This is a genomic window from Roseivirga ehrenbergii (assembly GCF_001593005.1).
GTDB classification, from domain to species: Bacteria; Bacteroidota; Bacteroidia; order Cytophagales; family Cyclobacteriaceae; genus Roseivirga; species Roseivirga ehrenbergii.
Genome location: NZ_LQZQ01000050.1, coordinates 144,134 through 160,577, shown reverse-complemented (window position 1 = coordinate 160,577; position 16,444 = coordinate 144,134). Strand labels below are relative to the sequence as shown.

The 16,444-nt window shown below is 39.6% G+C and carries 16 protein-coding genes; 13 read left to right on the top strand and 3 right to left on the bottom strand.

Features of this window, described 5'->3' with window-relative positions:
* Positions 1 to 192 precede the first annotated feature (192 nt).
* The 11 genes from MB14_RS16915 (at position 193) to MB14_RS16865 (ending at position 11,241) form a co-directional block, all read left to right on the top strand.
* Entirely contained in the window at positions 193 to 873 is a 681-nt protein-coding gene (locus MB14_RS16915) for a response regulator transcription factor (RefSeq protein WP_062593719.1), read from the top strand.
* 1 nt (position 874) lies between these two features.
* On the top strand, positions 875 to 2,245 hold the full coding sequence (locus MB14_RS16910) for a sensor histidine kinase (protein WP_062593717.1): 1,371 nt from the start codon (positions 875 to 877) through the stop codon (positions 2,243 to 2,245).
* 184 nt (positions 2,246 to 2,429) lie between these two features.
* On the top strand, positions 2,430 to 2,723 hold the full coding sequence (locus tag MB14_RS16905; RefSeq protein WP_132644070.1) for a hypothetical protein: 294 nt from the start codon (positions 2,430 to 2,432) through the stop codon (positions 2,721 to 2,723).
* Positions 2,724 to 2,834: 111 nt separating this feature from the next.
* Positions 2,835 to 4,409: a SulP family inorganic anion transporter gene (locus tag MB14_RS16900; protein ID WP_062593713.1), complete on the top strand. Its 1,575-nt coding sequence runs from the start codon at positions 2,835 to 2,837 to the stop codon at positions 4,407 to 4,409.
* An 11-nt stretch (positions 4,410 to 4,420) separates the two neighbouring features.
* A complete protein-coding gene (can, locus tag MB14_RS16895; RefSeq protein ID WP_062593711.1) occupies positions 4,421 to 5,017 on the top strand; it encodes a carbonate dehydratase in 597 nt (198 codons plus the stop codon).
* Positions 5,018 to 5,129: 112 nt separating this feature from the next.
* A complete protein-coding gene (locus MB14_RS16890; protein WP_062303192.1) occupies positions 5,130 to 5,945 on the top strand; it encodes an enoyl-ACP reductase FabI in 816 nt (271 codons plus the stop codon).
* A 92-nt stretch (positions 5,946 to 6,037) separates the two neighbouring features.
* Positions 6,038 to 6,847 (top strand): 4-(cytidine 5'-diphospho)-2-C-methyl-D-erythritol kinase, encoded by an 810-nt coding sequence (gene ispE / locus MB14_RS16885; RefSeq protein ID WP_062593709.1) that lies wholly within the window; start codon positions 6,038 to 6,040, stop codon positions 6,845 to 6,847.
* A gap of 84 nt (positions 6,848 to 6,931) precedes the next feature.
* On the top strand, positions 6,932 to 7,756 hold the full coding sequence (locus MB14_RS16880) for a M23 family metallopeptidase (protein ID WP_062593707.1): 825 nt from the start codon (positions 6,932 to 6,934) through the stop codon (positions 7,754 to 7,756).
* A 53-nt stretch (positions 7,757 to 7,809) separates the two neighbouring features.
* Complete coding sequence (locus MB14_RS16875; protein WP_062593705.1) at positions 7,810 to 8,271, top strand: (2Fe-2S)-binding protein; 462 nt, start codon at positions 7,810 to 7,812, stop codon at positions 8,269 to 8,271.
* Positions 8,264 to 10,534: a xanthine dehydrogenase family protein molybdopterin-binding subunit gene (locus MB14_RS16870; RefSeq protein WP_062593703.1), complete on the top strand. Its 2,271-nt coding sequence runs from the start codon at positions 8,264 to 8,266 to the stop codon at positions 10,532 to 10,534. The genes MB14_RS16875 and MB14_RS16870 overlap by 8 nt, the downstream gene beginning before the upstream one ends.
* An 8-nt stretch (positions 10,535 to 10,542) precedes the next feature.
* Complete coding sequence (locus tag MB14_RS16865) at positions 10,543 to 11,241, top strand: hypothetical protein (RefSeq protein ID WP_132644071.1); 699 nt, start codon at positions 10,543 to 10,545, stop codon at positions 11,239 to 11,241.
* 42 nt (positions 11,242 to 11,283) lie between these two features.
* On the opposite strand, the gene MB14_RS16860 is transcribed toward MB14_RS16865, so the two are convergent.
* From MB14_RS16860 to proC, 3 genes are read right to left on the bottom strand one after another with little or no spacing between them, the layout of a single operon-like run.
* Positions 11,284 to 12,483, bottom strand: a complete 1,200-nt coding sequence (locus MB14_RS16860; RefSeq protein ID WP_062593699.1) for a glutamate-5-semialdehyde dehydrogenase — start codon at positions 12,481 to 12,483, stop codon at positions 11,284 to 11,286.
* Positions 12,484 to 12,492: 9 nt separating this feature from the next.
* A complete protein-coding gene (gene proB, locus MB14_RS16855) occupies positions 12,493 to 13,272 on the bottom strand; it encodes a glutamate 5-kinase (protein ID WP_062593697.1) in 780 nt (259 codons plus the stop codon).
* A 2-nt stretch (positions 13,273 to 13,274) separates the two neighbouring features.
* Positions 13,275 to 14,102, bottom strand: coding sequence for a pyrroline-5-carboxylate reductase (gene proC, locus MB14_RS16850; protein ID WP_062593695.1), 828 nt, complete (start codon positions 14,100 to 14,102; stop codon positions 13,275 to 13,277).
* A 268-nt stretch (positions 14,103 to 14,370) separates the two neighbouring features.
* Between proC and MB14_RS16845 the strand changes: the two genes are divergently transcribed.
* Entirely contained in the window at positions 14,371 to 14,817 is a 447-nt protein-coding gene (locus tag MB14_RS16845) for a hypothetical protein (RefSeq protein WP_062593693.1), read from the top strand.
* Positions 14,818 to 14,974: 157 nt separating this feature from the next.
* Positions 14,975 to 16,444, top strand: a complete 1,470-nt coding sequence (gene miaB / locus MB14_RS16840; protein ID WP_062593691.1) for a tRNA (N6-isopentenyl adenosine(37)-C2)-methylthiotransferase MiaB — start codon at positions 14,975 to 14,977, stop codon at positions 16,442 to 16,444.

The window sequence follows — 16,444 nt, the reverse complement described above, 5'->3', positions numbered from 1 at the left end:
AGATTATTGAAACTTAACCGACATACGCAGGTAGCACTCGCAGTGGATTTAGTACACTAAAGAAATTCTCATTTTTCTAAGTTTTTAGTTTAGTCACGATTCATAAGCGTCAAATTATAGTAGGTTTAATAATCGATCTGAATCTCTATTTTTGTAATTGAGCATAATTCATTACCCTCTCTTTAAAAAACCATGCAAAACATACTCTTAGTTGAAGATGAACAGAATGTAGCAGCCTTTATAAAAAAGGGGCTTGAAGAGGAAGGTTATGCCGTTGAGGTAGCCCATAGTGCTGAATCTGCAAGAGAAACAATAACCACTAGTCAATTTGATATGTATATACTGGATGTAATTCTGCCAGGCATTAGTGGTTTAGAATTATGCAAACAGCTACGAAAAGAAGGTGTTCAAACCCCAATATTAATGCTTACGGCTTTGAGTTCTACCGAGAACGTAGTTCAAGGTTTAGACTCAGGTGCAGATGACTACTTGGCCAAACCCTTTAAGTTTCAAGAACTACTTGCCCGAATTAACGCCATAGCTCGAAGGGCTCAGAAATATCAAAACAGTCAATTGTTAACTGTGGGCAAGCTGACGCTAGATAAAGATGCCAAAACTGCAAGTCGGGCAGGAACAGAAATCAAACTGACATCAACAGAATACAAGCTGCTAGAATACATGATGGTAAATTCTGGCAAAGTACTTTCAAGGGTTGAACTACTTAAAAACGTTTGGGACTTACACTTTGATGTGGGTACCAACGTGGTTGATGTGTATGTGAATTACCTCAGAAATAAAATCGACAAAGAGTTTAAGGTGAAAATGATCCAAACCGTAATCGGAATGGGATATATTTTAAAAGACGAAGCTTGAAATGAGAATTAGAAGTAAGATCACCCTCATTTTTACCTTAACCACCTGCACCTTGCTTCTGGCAACTTTTGTATCTATTTATTATTTCGCAAAAGTATATTCTGAAAAAGAATTTTATGAACACCTAAGCAGAAGAGCTAAGATTGAAGCCGACTTCTTTCTTAAAGCCGAAGAACTCGATTCTTTGACTTTCAATGAAATTCAAAAAGAGCATTTGCTTCACCTTACCAGTGAAACCGCCTATGTAGTTCCAAAGTCAGACATAAATACTCTACCCGATTCTGTTAGAACTTTTGCTTCATCCATAACAAATAACGAAGCGCTTACCCAAAAAATAGATAATGTAGCCTTCTATGGAATGATACATTCCCATCATAATAAAGACTATATCGTAATTATTTCTGCTATTGATGAGCACGGAATCAAGCTTATTCAAAGCCTCAAAAGCATATTAATCATTGCCTTTATCACATGTTCAGTGGTCATTTTTATTGTCGGTATTTTTCAAGCAAAACAAGTACTCATTCCCATTTCGGGCATTGTAAAAAGGGCGAATGAAATTAGGGCCTCTAACCTTCACTTAAGGCTAGATACCGGTGAAAATAATGATGAACTCGCAGAACTATCTTCCACTTTTAACAATATGTTAGACAGGCTTGAAACTTCGTTTGAAATCCAAAGCAACTTTGTAAGCAATGCTTCGCATGAACTTAAAAACCCGCTTACCGCTATTCTGGGTGAGGTTGAAGTAGCGCTCCGAAAACAAAGAACTGTTGATGAATATATTGCTTCATTAAACACTATCGAAAAAGAATCTAACAGGCTTGAGATTCTTGTTAAGTGCTTATTAGAGTTAGCTCAAGCCGATCACGATAACAAAGGACTAATCATTGAGAGCATCCGTGTTGATGAATTGATGCTGATTGTAAAAAGCGACATTGATAAAATCAAACCTGAAAACCAAATCAGCTTCGATTTTTCAGAATTACCCGAAACAGCTGAGTACTTAATCATTCAGGGAAGTCAAAGCCTACTGCGAATGGTTCTAAATAATATTGTAGAAAACGCCTGCAAGTTTTCAATGAATAAGCCTGTAACAATAAAGGTTTCTGCCAATAAAAATTGGGTAGAAATTGAAGTAACGGACAAAGGCATTGGTATTCCTCCTCAAGAATTAAAGAACATCTTCGAGCACTTTTATCGTGCTTCAAATGCTAGAGCTTTCAACGGTTTTGGAATTGGTTTGCCTTTAGCTCAAAAAGTAATTAAAATCCATGGTGGAAGTTTAATTATTAATTCAAAAGAGGGTGAGGGTACGAATGTAAAAATTAGCCTACCCAACTATAGACAAGCCGTTTCGATAGACCGTTAAGAAATTCTAATGGTATTCTAATCTTGAGATTCAGCCCTAGGCTTTCATAGACCGTATATTTGCAGAATATTATTACAACTGTAATTTTTTAATGCAAAAATACCTCCATACATGCTTTATTATCTTAATGAGTTTTCTCGTTTCGATACAGGGTTTCGGAGTGTATTCCTTCAATAGAGTTGTTATGGCACCAAGTCAAAGCATTGTGGTTGACATGAGCCAAGACGAGGAGCATAATACTGAGGATCAAGAAAACTCAGATTCTGACTCGATCCCACTCCCTCTAACATTACCTGACGAAGAAACCAAAGAAGACTGCGTTGATATAGATGACTTAGTAGTGAGTCACTCTTCCTATCGTAAAAACTGGACTCTCATTGACTTCGTGAAAAGAGATTTTTACTTCTTCATTTTAGATGGAGAGTTCATAAAAGAGAAAATACCAACCCCACCCCCCGAATTGTTAGCAATAGTGTAACAAAACAATTCCATTCAATTTTTACTTTATCAAAATACTGTTGCTAAAGCACAGTGAATCAGGCTTATTCTTTACATAAGGGCAAGTCGAAAAATTTTTAAAAATCCGTTTATGAGTATTAAAAATATGTTTTCAAAAGAAAACTTGAAAAGCGATATGCTATCAAGTGTGGTAGTTTTCTTAGTAGCACTACCGCTTTGTTTAGGAATAGCACTCGCATCAGGAGCCCCACTCTTCTCAGGCTTAATTGCCGGTATTGTAGGCGGTATCGTGGTGGGAATGTTAAGTAAGTCAAGTTTGAGCGTAAGTGGGCCAGCCGCTGGTCTGGTCGTTATCGTTCTTTCAGCGATTGACGATCTAGGTGGTTTTCAGGGCTTTTTACTTGCCGTTGTAATGGCAGGTATAATTCAAGTAGCGCTAGGTTACTTGAAAGCTGGAATTATCGGTTTGTACTTCCCTTCGCCAGTAATTAAAGGTATGCTGGCAGCAATCGGGTTAATCCTAATTCTGAAGCAAGTGCCACACCTTATTGGCTTTGACGCTGATGCCTTTGGTGAAATGGAGTTTATGCAACAAGACGGTAGCAATACGCTTTCATTCCTCGTTTCTTCCTTCGACCATATTTACTTGGGCAGTTTAATTGTAGGATTAATATCCTTGTTCATTTTAATTGCTTGGGGTAGTAATTTCATAAAACAAAACAAGTTCCTTAAGGGTGTTCCAGGGGGCATCATTGTAGTAACGATAGGTGTATTGATTAACTACCTTTTTGGTGTATTCTACCCAGACCTTTCGATTAGCGGAGATCACATGGTAAATATTCCTGTAATTTCCGGCTTAGATTCATTGGGCGCTGTGTTCCAATTTCCAGACTTTTCTCTACTGACTAACATTAACGTGTACATCACCGCGTTTACACTAGCCATTGTAGCCAGTTTAGAAACATTACTGTGTGTAGAAGCAATGGATAAGCTTGACCCACATAAAAGACGTACGCCTCAGAATGCTGAATTGAAAGCTCAAGGGGTAGGTAATATAGTATCTGGTCTGATTGGAGGCTTACCAATTACAGCAGTAATCGTAAGAGGTTCGGCCAACATTGAAGCAGGAGCAAAATCAAAAATGTCGGCCATTTTTCATGGTATTTTGTTACTAATTGCGGTGGCAATTTTCCCAACAATAATGAACATGATTCCATTGGCATCATTGGCGGCAATCCTAATTGTGGTTGGGTTTAAATTAACCAAGCCAGCCTTGTACAAACAACAATTTAAGCTGGGGCGCGAACAGTTTGTTCCATTTATCACCACAGTAGTTGCTATTCTTTTTACCGACCTTTTGATTGGTATTTTAATCGGTATGGCTGTAGGTATATTCTATATTCTAAAAGCCAACTACAAAGTGCCTTATCATTATGAAGAAGAGAAGCAAGTAAGTACCAATAACAGTAAAATTAGACTAGAGTTAAGCGAACATGTGTCGTTCTTAAATAAGGCCAGTTTACAACTTACCTTAGAACACTTACCACACAATAGCAATGTAATTCTAGATGGGTCGCGATCAACCAAAATTGATTACGATGCACTTGAAGTTATCTATAATTTCAAGGAGTCAGCCCATGAAAAGAACATTACACTAGAACTCATTAACATTCCAACAGGATCAACAGTAACCGTAAAACATTAATCTTAAGAGATATGACATTAGCTAAAGAATTATTAGATAACAATCAGAAGTGGGTAGAAGACAAGTTAAACGAAGACAAAGACTTCTTTAACAAATTGGCAAATGGCCAAAAGCCACCAGTATTGTGGATTGGTTGTGCGGATAGCCGTGTACCTGCAAACCAAATTACGGGTACTGAACCAGGTGAAATCTTTGTTCACAGAAACATCGCTAACATGGTGGTTCACACCGACATGAATATGTTGAGTGTACTTGATTACGCAGTAAATATCTTAAAAGTGAAACACGTAATTGTATGTGGTCATTATGGTTGTGGTGGAGTTTTAGCTGCGATGGACAACAACCAATATGGTTTAGTAGACAACTGGATTCGTCACATTAAGGATGTTTACAGACTTCATAAAACAGAATTAGACGGCATTGAAGATCAGAAAGCAAGAGCCGACAGGTTTGTAGAGCTTAATGTGATAGAACAAGTATACGACCTTACCACTACCAGTATTATCCAAAACATGTGGGCAAAAGGAGATTCACCAAAAGTTCATGGTTGGGTATACGACATTAAAAACGGTTTGCTTAAAGATTTAAACGTACCAACAGAAAATTAAATTAAACCAGATTAGATTATTTGCCGGGTATGTCTCATTATTCGAAAACACATTTCGTATCGGTTTATTAAATTGAATGTCTATTTTTACAACCGAAATAAGAAAACGTACTATGGCAAATAATCTATTAAAAGGTAAAAGAGGAATCATATTTGGCGCATTAGACGAACGCTCTATTGCTTGGAAAGTAGCTGAAGTAGCAAAAGCTGAAGGCGCCACCTTTACCCTAACCAACGCTCCGATTGCGATGAGAATGGGTGAAATCAATAAATTAGCTGAAGCCTGCGGTGCAGAAATTATTCCTGCCGATGCAACTTCAATCGAAGATTTAGAAAACCTTTTCACCAAATCAGTGGAGATTTTGGGTGGTAAAATCGATTTCGTTTTACACTCAATAGGCATGAGCCCGAACGTAAGAAAAGGCCGTGATTATGGCGATTTGAACTACGATTGGCTCACTAAAACCTTAGATGTTTCTGCCATTTCTTTTCATAAAGTAATGCAAACAGCCGAAAAACTTGACGCCATGAATGAATGGGGCTCAATTTTAGGTTTATCATACATTGCAGCGCAACGTACTTTCCCAGATTATTCAGATATGGCACACGCAAAAGCCATGCTTGAATCCATTGCCAGAAGCTACGGTGAACGCTATGCTCGTTTGAAAAAAGTAAGAGTAAACACTATTTCTCAATCGCCTACCATGACTACTGCTGGAACAGGTGTTGGAGGTTTTGATGTATTCTATTCATATGCAGACCAAATGAGCCCATTAGGCAATGCAAGTGCATTAGATTGTGCTAAATATTGCGCAATGATGTTCTCGGATTACACTAGAATGGTAACCATGCAAAACTTAATGCATGACGGAGGTTTTTCATCTTCTGGAATTACCGATGCATTAATTGAGCAGTTGAAAAAAGATTAATTAATAGTCCTTAGGACAATAGTATAACAGCCTGCCGATTAAGCGTTTCAAACGAAAATCAGCAGGCTGTTTTTAATTCACCAATTCGCGCTATGGTTACCTTCCCCAATGCTAAAATCAATTTAGGACTTTCCATTACTGGGAAGCTTCATACTGGCTACCATAGCATTGAAAGCTGCCTCTACCCTATTCCTTGGTGCGATGTATTGGAGTTTATTCCAGGTAAGAAAATTTCATTCTCTTCCAGCGGAATAGACATTCCTGGCGAAGACAAAGACAACTTAGTTTTAAAAGCATACAAACTACTTCGTAAAGATTTTGGGCTTCCTGAGCTTAATATTCACCTGCACAAAATCATTCCGATGGGTGCTGGATTAGGCGGAGGCTCGGCAGATGCCGCTTTTATGCTGAAAATGCTGAACAACGAATTTCAATTATTCTTAGATGATTCGGTTCTAGAAGATTATGCAGCCCAACTGGGAAGTGACTGCCCCTTCTTTATTCAGAACAAACCAGCCATTGCTACGGGAACGGGTACCGATTTAGAAATTTTCGACCTTGATTTATCTGGCATGTGGATGCTTTTAATTAAGCCTAATGTTCACATTTCGACCCAAGAAGCATACGCCAATGTAACTCCAAAGCCAAACGAAATAGATCTAAAATCACTTTTAGAAAGCAAGGACTTTGTACTTTGGCGTGAAAAGTTGATCAATGATTTCGAAGTATCAATCTTTCCTAATCATCCTGTTTTAAGAGAGATTAAAGAAGCCCTTTATCAAAATGGAGCGGCCTATGCTGCCATGAGTGGTTCAGGTTCTACCCTCTTCGGGTTATATACCCAGAAGCCAGAGATTTCACCAGCTTTCGAAAAATACATACATAAACTGATCGAGCTTTAGGAAAAGAGTTGAAGCTATTTTCAAACTACCTTTTATAATAAACCGTATATTATCTGCGTCTTTAACTCATTGGTCTGACCACTTATGCGCATTCGGTTAATACTTATCGGTTTACTCTTTCTTTCAGGCTCTTCTAAGCTTTCTTTTACCCAAGAAAAAGAAATCAATGTATACGATATTAGAGAAGATGGTAGAATCGGCATTTACGCAGACAACGACAAACCCTATCCGCAAACGGTTACATTAACGCTCAAACTGAAAGGTTTAAGGCCATCCAAAGAAGTTCCTGACTTTATTGTAGTTCCTGCCAACACCAAAGAATTTAGACTCACCAGTCTCATAATTCCCTTCGAAAGATCTTGGCAGTATTCATTTAGCTACATCTATCGTTTTGGCGATGCAAACGCACAACACGATCCTAAACAAGAATATTTACTTCCTTTTGAAGAAGGAACAAGCTATAGGCTTACTCAAGGTTATAATGGCGATCGAACTCATCAAGGAGAAAATGCACTCGATTTTACGATGGATGAAGGCACTAGAATTTTTGCCGCTAGGGCGGGAAAAGTGATTAGGGTTAAAGAAGACTCCAATCAAGGCTGCGCAAGCAAAAGGTGCAACGACATGGGCAATTACGTGACCATTCTACACAAAGACGGTACTTATGCAGACTACCTCCACTTGCAATATGAAGGCGTTACAGTACAATTGGGTGATATAGTGGAAGCCGGTGATCCCATTGCCTTAAGTGGAAATACAGGATGGAGCACTGGGCCTCATCTGCATTTTATCGTTCGTAAAACTGAAAAAGATCGACAGGTTTCACTCCCCACTCTATTCAAAACTTCGAGCAATAAAACTGAATTTCTCGTAGAAGGAAAAACTTATACGGCCATCAAAAACCAGTAAAGTTTTTCACCTCCACTTTCTTTTCTTAAATTCCAAAACGGATAAATTATGCTATGAAGATTAACGTGAATGGTATTGACCATGAAGTGGATGTGGAACCCAACATGCCTTTACTTTGGGTTTTGCGTGATGAACTTAACCTTACCGGAACTAAATACGGCTGCGGAGTTGCCGCTTGTGGTGCCTGCACTGTTCATTTAGACGGACAAGCCGTTCGCTCTTGTGTATTACCCGTTGCTGCACTGCAAGGAAAAGCCATTACTACCATTGAATCCATTGCAAAAGATAATCGGCTATCACGCGTTCAACAAGCTTGGATCGACCATCAAGTGCCGCAATGTGGTTATTGCCAATCGGGAATGATTATGGCCGTAGAAAGCCTGTTAAATAACAATAGCCAGCCTACTGAAGAGGAAATTGACGCTTCCATTTCTAACATTTGCCGCTGCGGAACTTACCAAAGAATTAAAGAAGCCATTAAAGAGGTGCTGACCCAAAATCAAGAAAATGGCTAAAGAAAGAACCAGAGGACAGAAAATAAGTCGTAGAGCATTTATTATCTCAGGAGCTGTAATCGGAGGTGGTTTTGCATTGGGCTTGGGCGGAGTAGCATTTTCCAATTATAAGAAAAAGCAGTTCAGCGGAATGGGCTTTGAAGGTGCAGAATCGCTCAATGCTTTCATTCATATTACACCAGATAACAAAATCAAACTGGCCATTGCTCGGGCGGAAATGGGACAAGGGGTACATACCGCATTGGCCATGCTTACTGCCGAAGAACTGGAAGTAGATTTAGAGCAAATCGAAGTAATTCACCCGCAAGTAGAATCGCCTTACGCCAACGTGAATTTGGCTACCCATTACGAAAGAACGTCAAGTTCTACTGGTTTCCATTTCATGGAAAAAGTGGCCTATATTCTTCCATATATTGCCACTGGCGGAAGCACCACCATTCGTGATGGCTACGAACATTACCGCATTATGGGCGCTTCTGCCAAGGAAATGTTAATGAAAGTAGCCATGAAAAAATGGCTTGTTGACATTAATAAATTGAAAGCAGAAAAAGGCTTTTTCGTCAATACTGAAACGGGAGAAAAAGTCTCATACGGGTCTCTTGCGCCTTTTGCCGCAGAAGAAAAACCCAATAACCGACCAACTTTAAAAGCGAAGTCTAATTTTAAAATCATTGGCAAACCTACTCAACGCATTGACCTAAAAGAGAAGGTGACAGGAGTTGCCGAATTTGGCATTGATGTGCGTTTACCGAACATGCTTTTTGCTGCAGTAAAACACTGCCCAATTATTGGAGGAGAGATCACGAGCATTACGAATGAATCTGAAGTAATGGCGATGCAAGGCGTAAAGCACATCGTGCAGTGGCCTACTGGTGTGGCTGTAATTGCCGACAACACTTGGCGAGCACAACAAGCCGCGAATGCACTCACTTTTGAAATTGACAACAAAGGAAATGAGCAGCTTTCTTCAGCTCATATTTCTAAACTTCTAAAAACAAGGCTCGACAAAGAAATTGACCATGTAAAAGAGAAGATTGATAATACTGCTACAGCATTGGAAGCTTCTGACAAGGTTTTCGAGACTCAATATGAAGTTCCATTTTTAGCGCATGCCACCATGGAACCCATCAATTGTACGGTGTTGGTGGAAGAAGACAAAGCCAAAGTTTGGGTGGGTCATCAGGCGCCATTTTTGGTCACCATGGCCACCGCCAAGGAGGCGGATATAAAAAGCCGTAAAGTTGAAATCGACATCAAATATTTGGGAGGAGGTTTTGGAAGAAGGGCCGAAAACGACTTTGTAACTGAAGCTGTACGCATTGCCAAAGCAATGAAGGGCACCCCTATTCAAATGGTTTGGTCGAGAGAAGAGGATACTCAATTCGACACCTACCGCCCAGCAGCCATGGCCAGTTTTAAGGCAGGAATCAATGCTGACGGAACAATATCCGCCTGGGAAAATCATGTTACGCTTCAATCGGTTTTACGAAGCAGCATTGGGCGAAACTTTCCGTTAATGACTCCACCAGAATCTCAGGACACTACCGCAGCCGAAGGCGCTTTGGGTTTAGCTTATAATCTGGGTGCACGAAAAGTGGGGTATTCGTTTATTGAAAGCCCAATGCGTTTAGGTTTTTGGCGAAGTGTAGGTCATTCATACAATGGATTTTTCACTGAAAGCTTTATAGATGAATTGGCCAATGAAGCCGATACCGATCCTTATGAGTTTAGAGCAAAGCTTCTTCCTTCAAACTCTAGACAGAAAAAAGTGTTGGACAAAGTAGCTGAAATTAGCAATTGGAATTCCCCTCTTCCCGAAGGAAAAAGCCGAGGAATTGCCTTTCACGAATCTTTCGGTTCTATCGTGGCGCAAGTGGCCGAAATCAGCATCAACCCCGACAAAGAATTTAGTGTGAACAAAGTGTTTTGCGTGATTGACTGCGGCAATTATGTAAACCCAAACACCATTATAGCGCAAATGCAAAGCGGAATTGTTTTTGGTTTAACAGCAGCAGTTTATGGCGAAATCACCATTGAAGAAGGCAAAATTCAGCAGTCAAACTTCCCTAACTATGAAATGTTGAAGTTGAAACACATGCCTGAGGTGTTAACGAACATCATGGAAAACGATGAAGCACCGGGTGGTGTTGGTGAACCAGGTACTCCGCCTATTGCTCCTGCACTCACCAATGCTATTTTTGCTGCAACTGGCGAACGTGTGCGTTCGCTTCCTTTGAAAAATCACGGCTTTAAATTGGTTTAAACCATTCCATGAAATCACTCCTGTTTTTAGCACTTCTGTTTTTGGTTTGTAGTTGCACCCAACTAACGGTGAATAAGTCGGTTCTAGAGACACAATTACCTACCTCATTTTGTGAGACAAGCCCAATAGAAATCAAGCATAATATGCCTTATGGAAACGCTCCTTGGCAGAGAACGATCAACTTACCGACAAACGGAAAGTTTGTGGAAGAAAACCATTATGTCACGAATTCAGATAAGTTCGATAGCCAAGCGCCTTGGCCCAAAACCATAACAGACAACATACAGCAGCACCTTCAGCGTGGCTTTCTTCTCTATCAATCCTTCGACCCAAAAATTACTTTTGAGCAATTGTATTCTAGAAAATGGAATAAAGAATGGACACCTGAAGAAGGCGGGCATTTTGGACAAGGTTCTGTGGGTGAAGTACAGCGAAGTGAGTTATCGCCAGAGGATGAAATGTGGTTCATGTGCATGATGTGGTCGAGTGAATCAAAACCGAAAAGGGGCACCAAGTTCCTACTTAAGGCGAATAACAAAAGTATAGTGGTGATTGCAGGCTATGAAACGGGGCCTTCTTCTAAAGATCATATTGGAGGAATTACCAGAGAAGTTCATGCTTGGTTAGGCACAGGTCCATCTTCTTTAATCGAAGTAAGTTTGCTGAAAAACCAGGATCAAAAAACAGGGCCTGTAGACTGTAAATAGTTAATACTTACAGTCCACAGGCCCAAAAATCATCAGTTCGGTTTATACTCTTACCTGACCATTTCCGAAGAAATAATATTTATTGGTCACCAATTGTTCTAGCCCCAATGGACCACGGTGATGCAGCTTATCTGTACTGATGGCCAATTCGCCACCAATTCCCATTTGACCTCCATCGGTAAAACGGGTAGAAGCATTGTGATATACTGCTCCACTATCCACCTGTTCCATAAAGCTCTGTGCAAGCACTTTATCGGTTGTTATAATGGCTGAAGAGTGGCCACCAGAATATTTATTAATCTTCTGGATGGCTTCCTTTTCGTCACCTACAAGGGCTACGCATGCCTTGAGTGTCAAAAACTCTTCAAACCAAATTTCTTCATTTTCTATGGTTTGCTCTTCTGGCAAAACCTTCTTCACTTCTTGATCTACCACAAGCTCTACCTCAAATTCGTGTAAAGCCTTTTGTAGCTGAATCAGTTTATTCTCTAAATCTGGCAAACGCTTATCGAGCAAAATTTTATCGAGGGCGTTACAAGCTGAAATCTTATCGGTTTTAGCATTTAAAATCACTTTCAATGCTTGATTCCAATCTGCTTTATGATCTACATAAATGAAGTTGTTTCCTCTTCCGCTTACCAAAACAGGGCAAGTAGCGTGTTCCTTCACAAAAGCAATCAAACGTTCACCTCCTCTTGGAACAATCAAATCAATTTTCTGATCTGGATTTTTCAAGAACGCTTGCGTCTCAGTCCTCGACATTTTGAGTAGCTGCACCCAATTCGTATCTAGGCCATTCAGATGTAAAGCCTGATGCCAGCAATCAATGAGTATTTGATTGGAGTGAATGGCTTCCTTCCCTCCTTTTAAAAGAATTCTATTATTGGCTTTAAAAGCCAAAACCGCTGCTTCCACTGTTACATCTGGTCGTGATTCGTAAATCATCATGATGGTACCGAATGGTGCAGTTTTGTTAATAATCTCCAGTCCATCCTCTCTTTTGAAAGTAGATTTGGTTTGCCCTACGGGATCATCCTTTTCCATTACTTCTTTAACGGCCTTCACCATACTGTCGATCTTTGTATTGTCGACCACAAGTCTATCGTACATGGCACGGTCAGACTGATCAAAAGCAGCCAAATCCAACTGATTTGCGGCAATGATTCGGGCTCTATTCAGCCCTAAAATTTTTATAAATGATGCTAATACTTTATTCTTCTTATCTGTCTTTAATAATTCCATTTTTACTTTTTATGCTGTGAATTTGGTACCTACCGTTTTTCCATCAATAATGTCTAAAATCACATTGTCTTGTTTGCCATTAGCTATATATGCAGTAATGTTCTTTGCTGCTGCTCCCTGAGCAATCTTCAGTTTAGAGCCCATTCCTCCTCTACCTTCGGCTTCGCCTTTTTCGCTTTTCTGTATGTATTTTTCTAGATTCTGCTGGCCATTTACTTCTCTGATAATTGAAGTATCACTATGATTTGGATGACCATTATATAGACCATGCGTATCGGTCAGAAGAATGAGCATATCAGCATTGATCAATTCAGCCACCAAACTTGCCATTTCATCATTATCGGTAAACATAGTGTGCGATAAAGATGTAGCATCATCTTCATTCGCAATGGGAATGATGCCTTCCGACATCAACCCTTCGTAACAATTGATCATATTTTCGCGCCAAACGCCAGGATTGAAATCCCTTTTAGTAGCCAATACTTGAGCGCACTTCATTCCATAATCATGAAATGTTTCATAATAGGTTCTCATCATACGCGGTTGGCCTACTGATGAAAAAACCTGCCTTCTGATGGCTTTATCTTCAATTTCAGAATGGCCAAGCACTTCCTTACCTGCAATTACAGATCCTGATGATATCAATACCGAAAGGATATCTCTTTCGTAGAGTTCAGCAATTTGCCTTACAATTCCTTGAATTACAGGCCTTACAATGCGGTTGTCTTTATTCGTTAATACGTTAGTACCTACTTTAATTACTACTCTTTTCTTAGTTGATTTTACCACGACTATTTTTCTTGTAATTCGGTTGATTCTTTCCCCAGTTCTACGGCCCTGTTAAAAGCGGCATAAGCGGCATCGTGAATTAGCTGCTGCACATTATTATCTATTAAAGAATCGAGAGCAGCCTGTGTAGTGCCTCCTTTTGAGCTCACCCTTTTCATCCAACTATCTGGCGAAAGTTTATTTTTGTTGAAGAGCTCGATTGCGCCTTCAAACGTGGCGCTCACTAGTACTTTTGAATCGTTGTCTGAAAAGCCCATGCTTTTAGCAGCTTCCATCATTGATTCCATAAAATAGAAAACATAAGCAGGCCCCGAACCAGATATACCTGTAGAGGCATCGATAAACATTTGTGAATCAACCCTTACCGATTTACCAGTAGTATTGAGCAAGTCCTCTACCATCCAAAGTTCAATACGAGATATTTCAGGGGCAGCCAAATAGGATGTCATTCCCTTACCCACCTGAGCCGGTAAATTAGGCATGGCCCGTACTACTTTTTTAATTCCCAAACCGTTTTGAATGGTTTCAATAGTAACGCCAGCCATAATTGAAATCACCAACTGTTGATCGTTCATCATAGCCCTCATTTCTTGCATGAGCTCATCGTTATGGTAAGGTTTTACAGCTAGAAAAATAATATCCGCAATAGGCAAACAGTCCTCTAGGGTATCGTAGACCTCATAATTCTCTGTAGATTTTTTTAAGGTTTCTCTCAACTCAAGAGATTTGTCGAAGATGATCAGGTCTTCCTTCTTTAAATAACCTGATTTTGCGATGGAAGAAGTATAGGTCAACCCCATATTTCCTGCACCAATTACTAGCACTTTCATGATTGTGTTTATTAAATGAATTTAAAGATTGCATATAGCAATATGCCCCAGGTGAATACCTTGGGAGCGACAACTAAATAGATTTCAGTGAATTAATTAACGAACACGCAGAAGACCACAGGAAGGGCCTGAAGGTTAGAAAAAATGATTTTTCTAGGGCATTGAATATGTTTTGCGTAGCTCATTATACCTTACCAACAACTGTAGTTGCTTAATGTTCCGAATAATTTAAAAAACCTCCTATCTTGAAAATGATACCTCATTACTAATGAAAAACAACTTCATACATCAAGACCTTTCCATTCTTCCATGTACTGAAATTACATGCGACATTTACGACCACAAGGAAGAAAGCATTCTTTGGGTAGAAATAAAAGGCAAGTGTAGCCACGGATCTCAAGGAGAAGATTACGGCAAGTTTCTGTATCAAAAAATAGGATTAGCGCTTCTCTCATTTCAACCCTTAGCCATTCTGATTGACATGCGAGAATTGGAATATAGTTATGGAGACAGAATCATTAACCTCTTTCAAATTTTTCAAGATGTTGTTATCTATCCTGATAAAGGTTTTATCACATCCTTCGTTTTATCAGATAAAAACAGATTTGGCCTTTCTTCTTTAATACAAATAGATTTTAAACATGCAGAAAGCGATTTTCACCTAGATTTAAACTCTGCTTACGACCACTTAATCAAACGCTATGACGAAATCTAAAACTCAGAAAACAGATTGATTTCATCTTAGAAACATCAACACGTCAACCCTTCAATACCTAAATACATTAACCCAACACTTCTCTGCCATATTGGCGCTTCTTCGGTCAAATCACTTATATTTGCGGTTCAATTTTGTAGAATAGAGATAGAAGTAAATGGATAACATTATTCAGGACATAGACATTCTAGATAGAAATAGTCGGGAGGCGACAGACACGGTAATCACTTCAAAAGAAGAGAATACTGGTAAAGCAAAGAAACTCTACATTGAAAGTTATGGATGCCAAATGAATTTTGCTGATAGCGAAATTGTAAGCTCCATTATGAAAGACAATGGATATGATACCACCTCGGAGTTTGAACAAGCCGATGTTATCTTTCTGAACACCTGTTCCATTAGGGAAAAGGCCGAACAAACGGTTAGAAAGCGCTTATCTGACTTCAATAAAATAAAGAAAAGAAAGCCAGAACTCACCATTGGAGTTTTGGGCTGCATGGCTGAAAGGCTAAAAGATAAACTTCTGGAAGAAGAGAAATTGGTAGATGTAGTGGTAGGTCCAGATGCCTACCGCGATTTACCAAGTTTAGTGGGTTCGGCAGAGGAAGGCTTAAAAGCCATCAACACACTACTTTCTAGAGAAGAAACCTATGCCGACATCTCTCCTGTTCGGTTAAATTCTAACGGAGTCAATGCATTTATCTCTATCATGAGAGGTTGCGACAACATGTGTTCTTTCTGCGTGGTGCCGTTTACCAGAGGTCGAGAAAGAAGTAGAGACCCACATTCAATTGTTCGTGAAGCACAAGACCTTTTCGATCAAGGATACAGAGAAGTGACACTTCTAGGCCAAAACGTAGACAGCTACAAGTGGTCTCCTGAAGAGAATAATAAGGCTTGGTTAGAGAAAAAAGAAAAGCAAGGTGAAGCCGAAACCATTATCAATTTTGCAAACCTGATTGAAATGGTAGCCCAAGTATCTCCCGACCTTAGGGTTCGTTTTTCTACTTCGCATCCAAAAGACATTACCAACGAGGTGCTCCATACCATGAAAAAGTATGAGAACATTTGTAAGTACATCCATTTACCTGCACAGAGCGGAAACAGCCGAGTATTGGAATTGATGAACAGAACTTATACGCGCGAATGGTACATTAATAGAGTTGACGCCATCAGAGAAATTTTGGGCGAAGAATGTGGCATTTCTTCCGACATGATTGCTGGCTTTTGTTCAGAAACAGAAGAAGAGCACCAAGATACGCTTAGCTTAATGGATTATGTAAAGTTCGATTTCTCCTACATGTTTTTCTATTCGGAAAGACCCGGAACTTTAGCAGCTAAAAAATTAAATGATGATGTTCCATTGGAAGTGAAAAAGAGGAGACTTCAGGAAATTATTGATAAGCAGCGACAATATTCGTTCGAACGAAACAAACTAGACCTGAACAAAGTACATAAAGTACTAGTAGAAGGCACATCGAAACGTTCGGAAGAACACTTAAGCGGAAGAAACTCTGCAAACAAAGTGGTGATTTTCCCTAAAAAGAACTTCAAAAAAGGAGATTATGTGAATGTTTTTGTGGACGACTGTACCACAGCCACGCTTCTAGGAAACCCTGTTGATTAA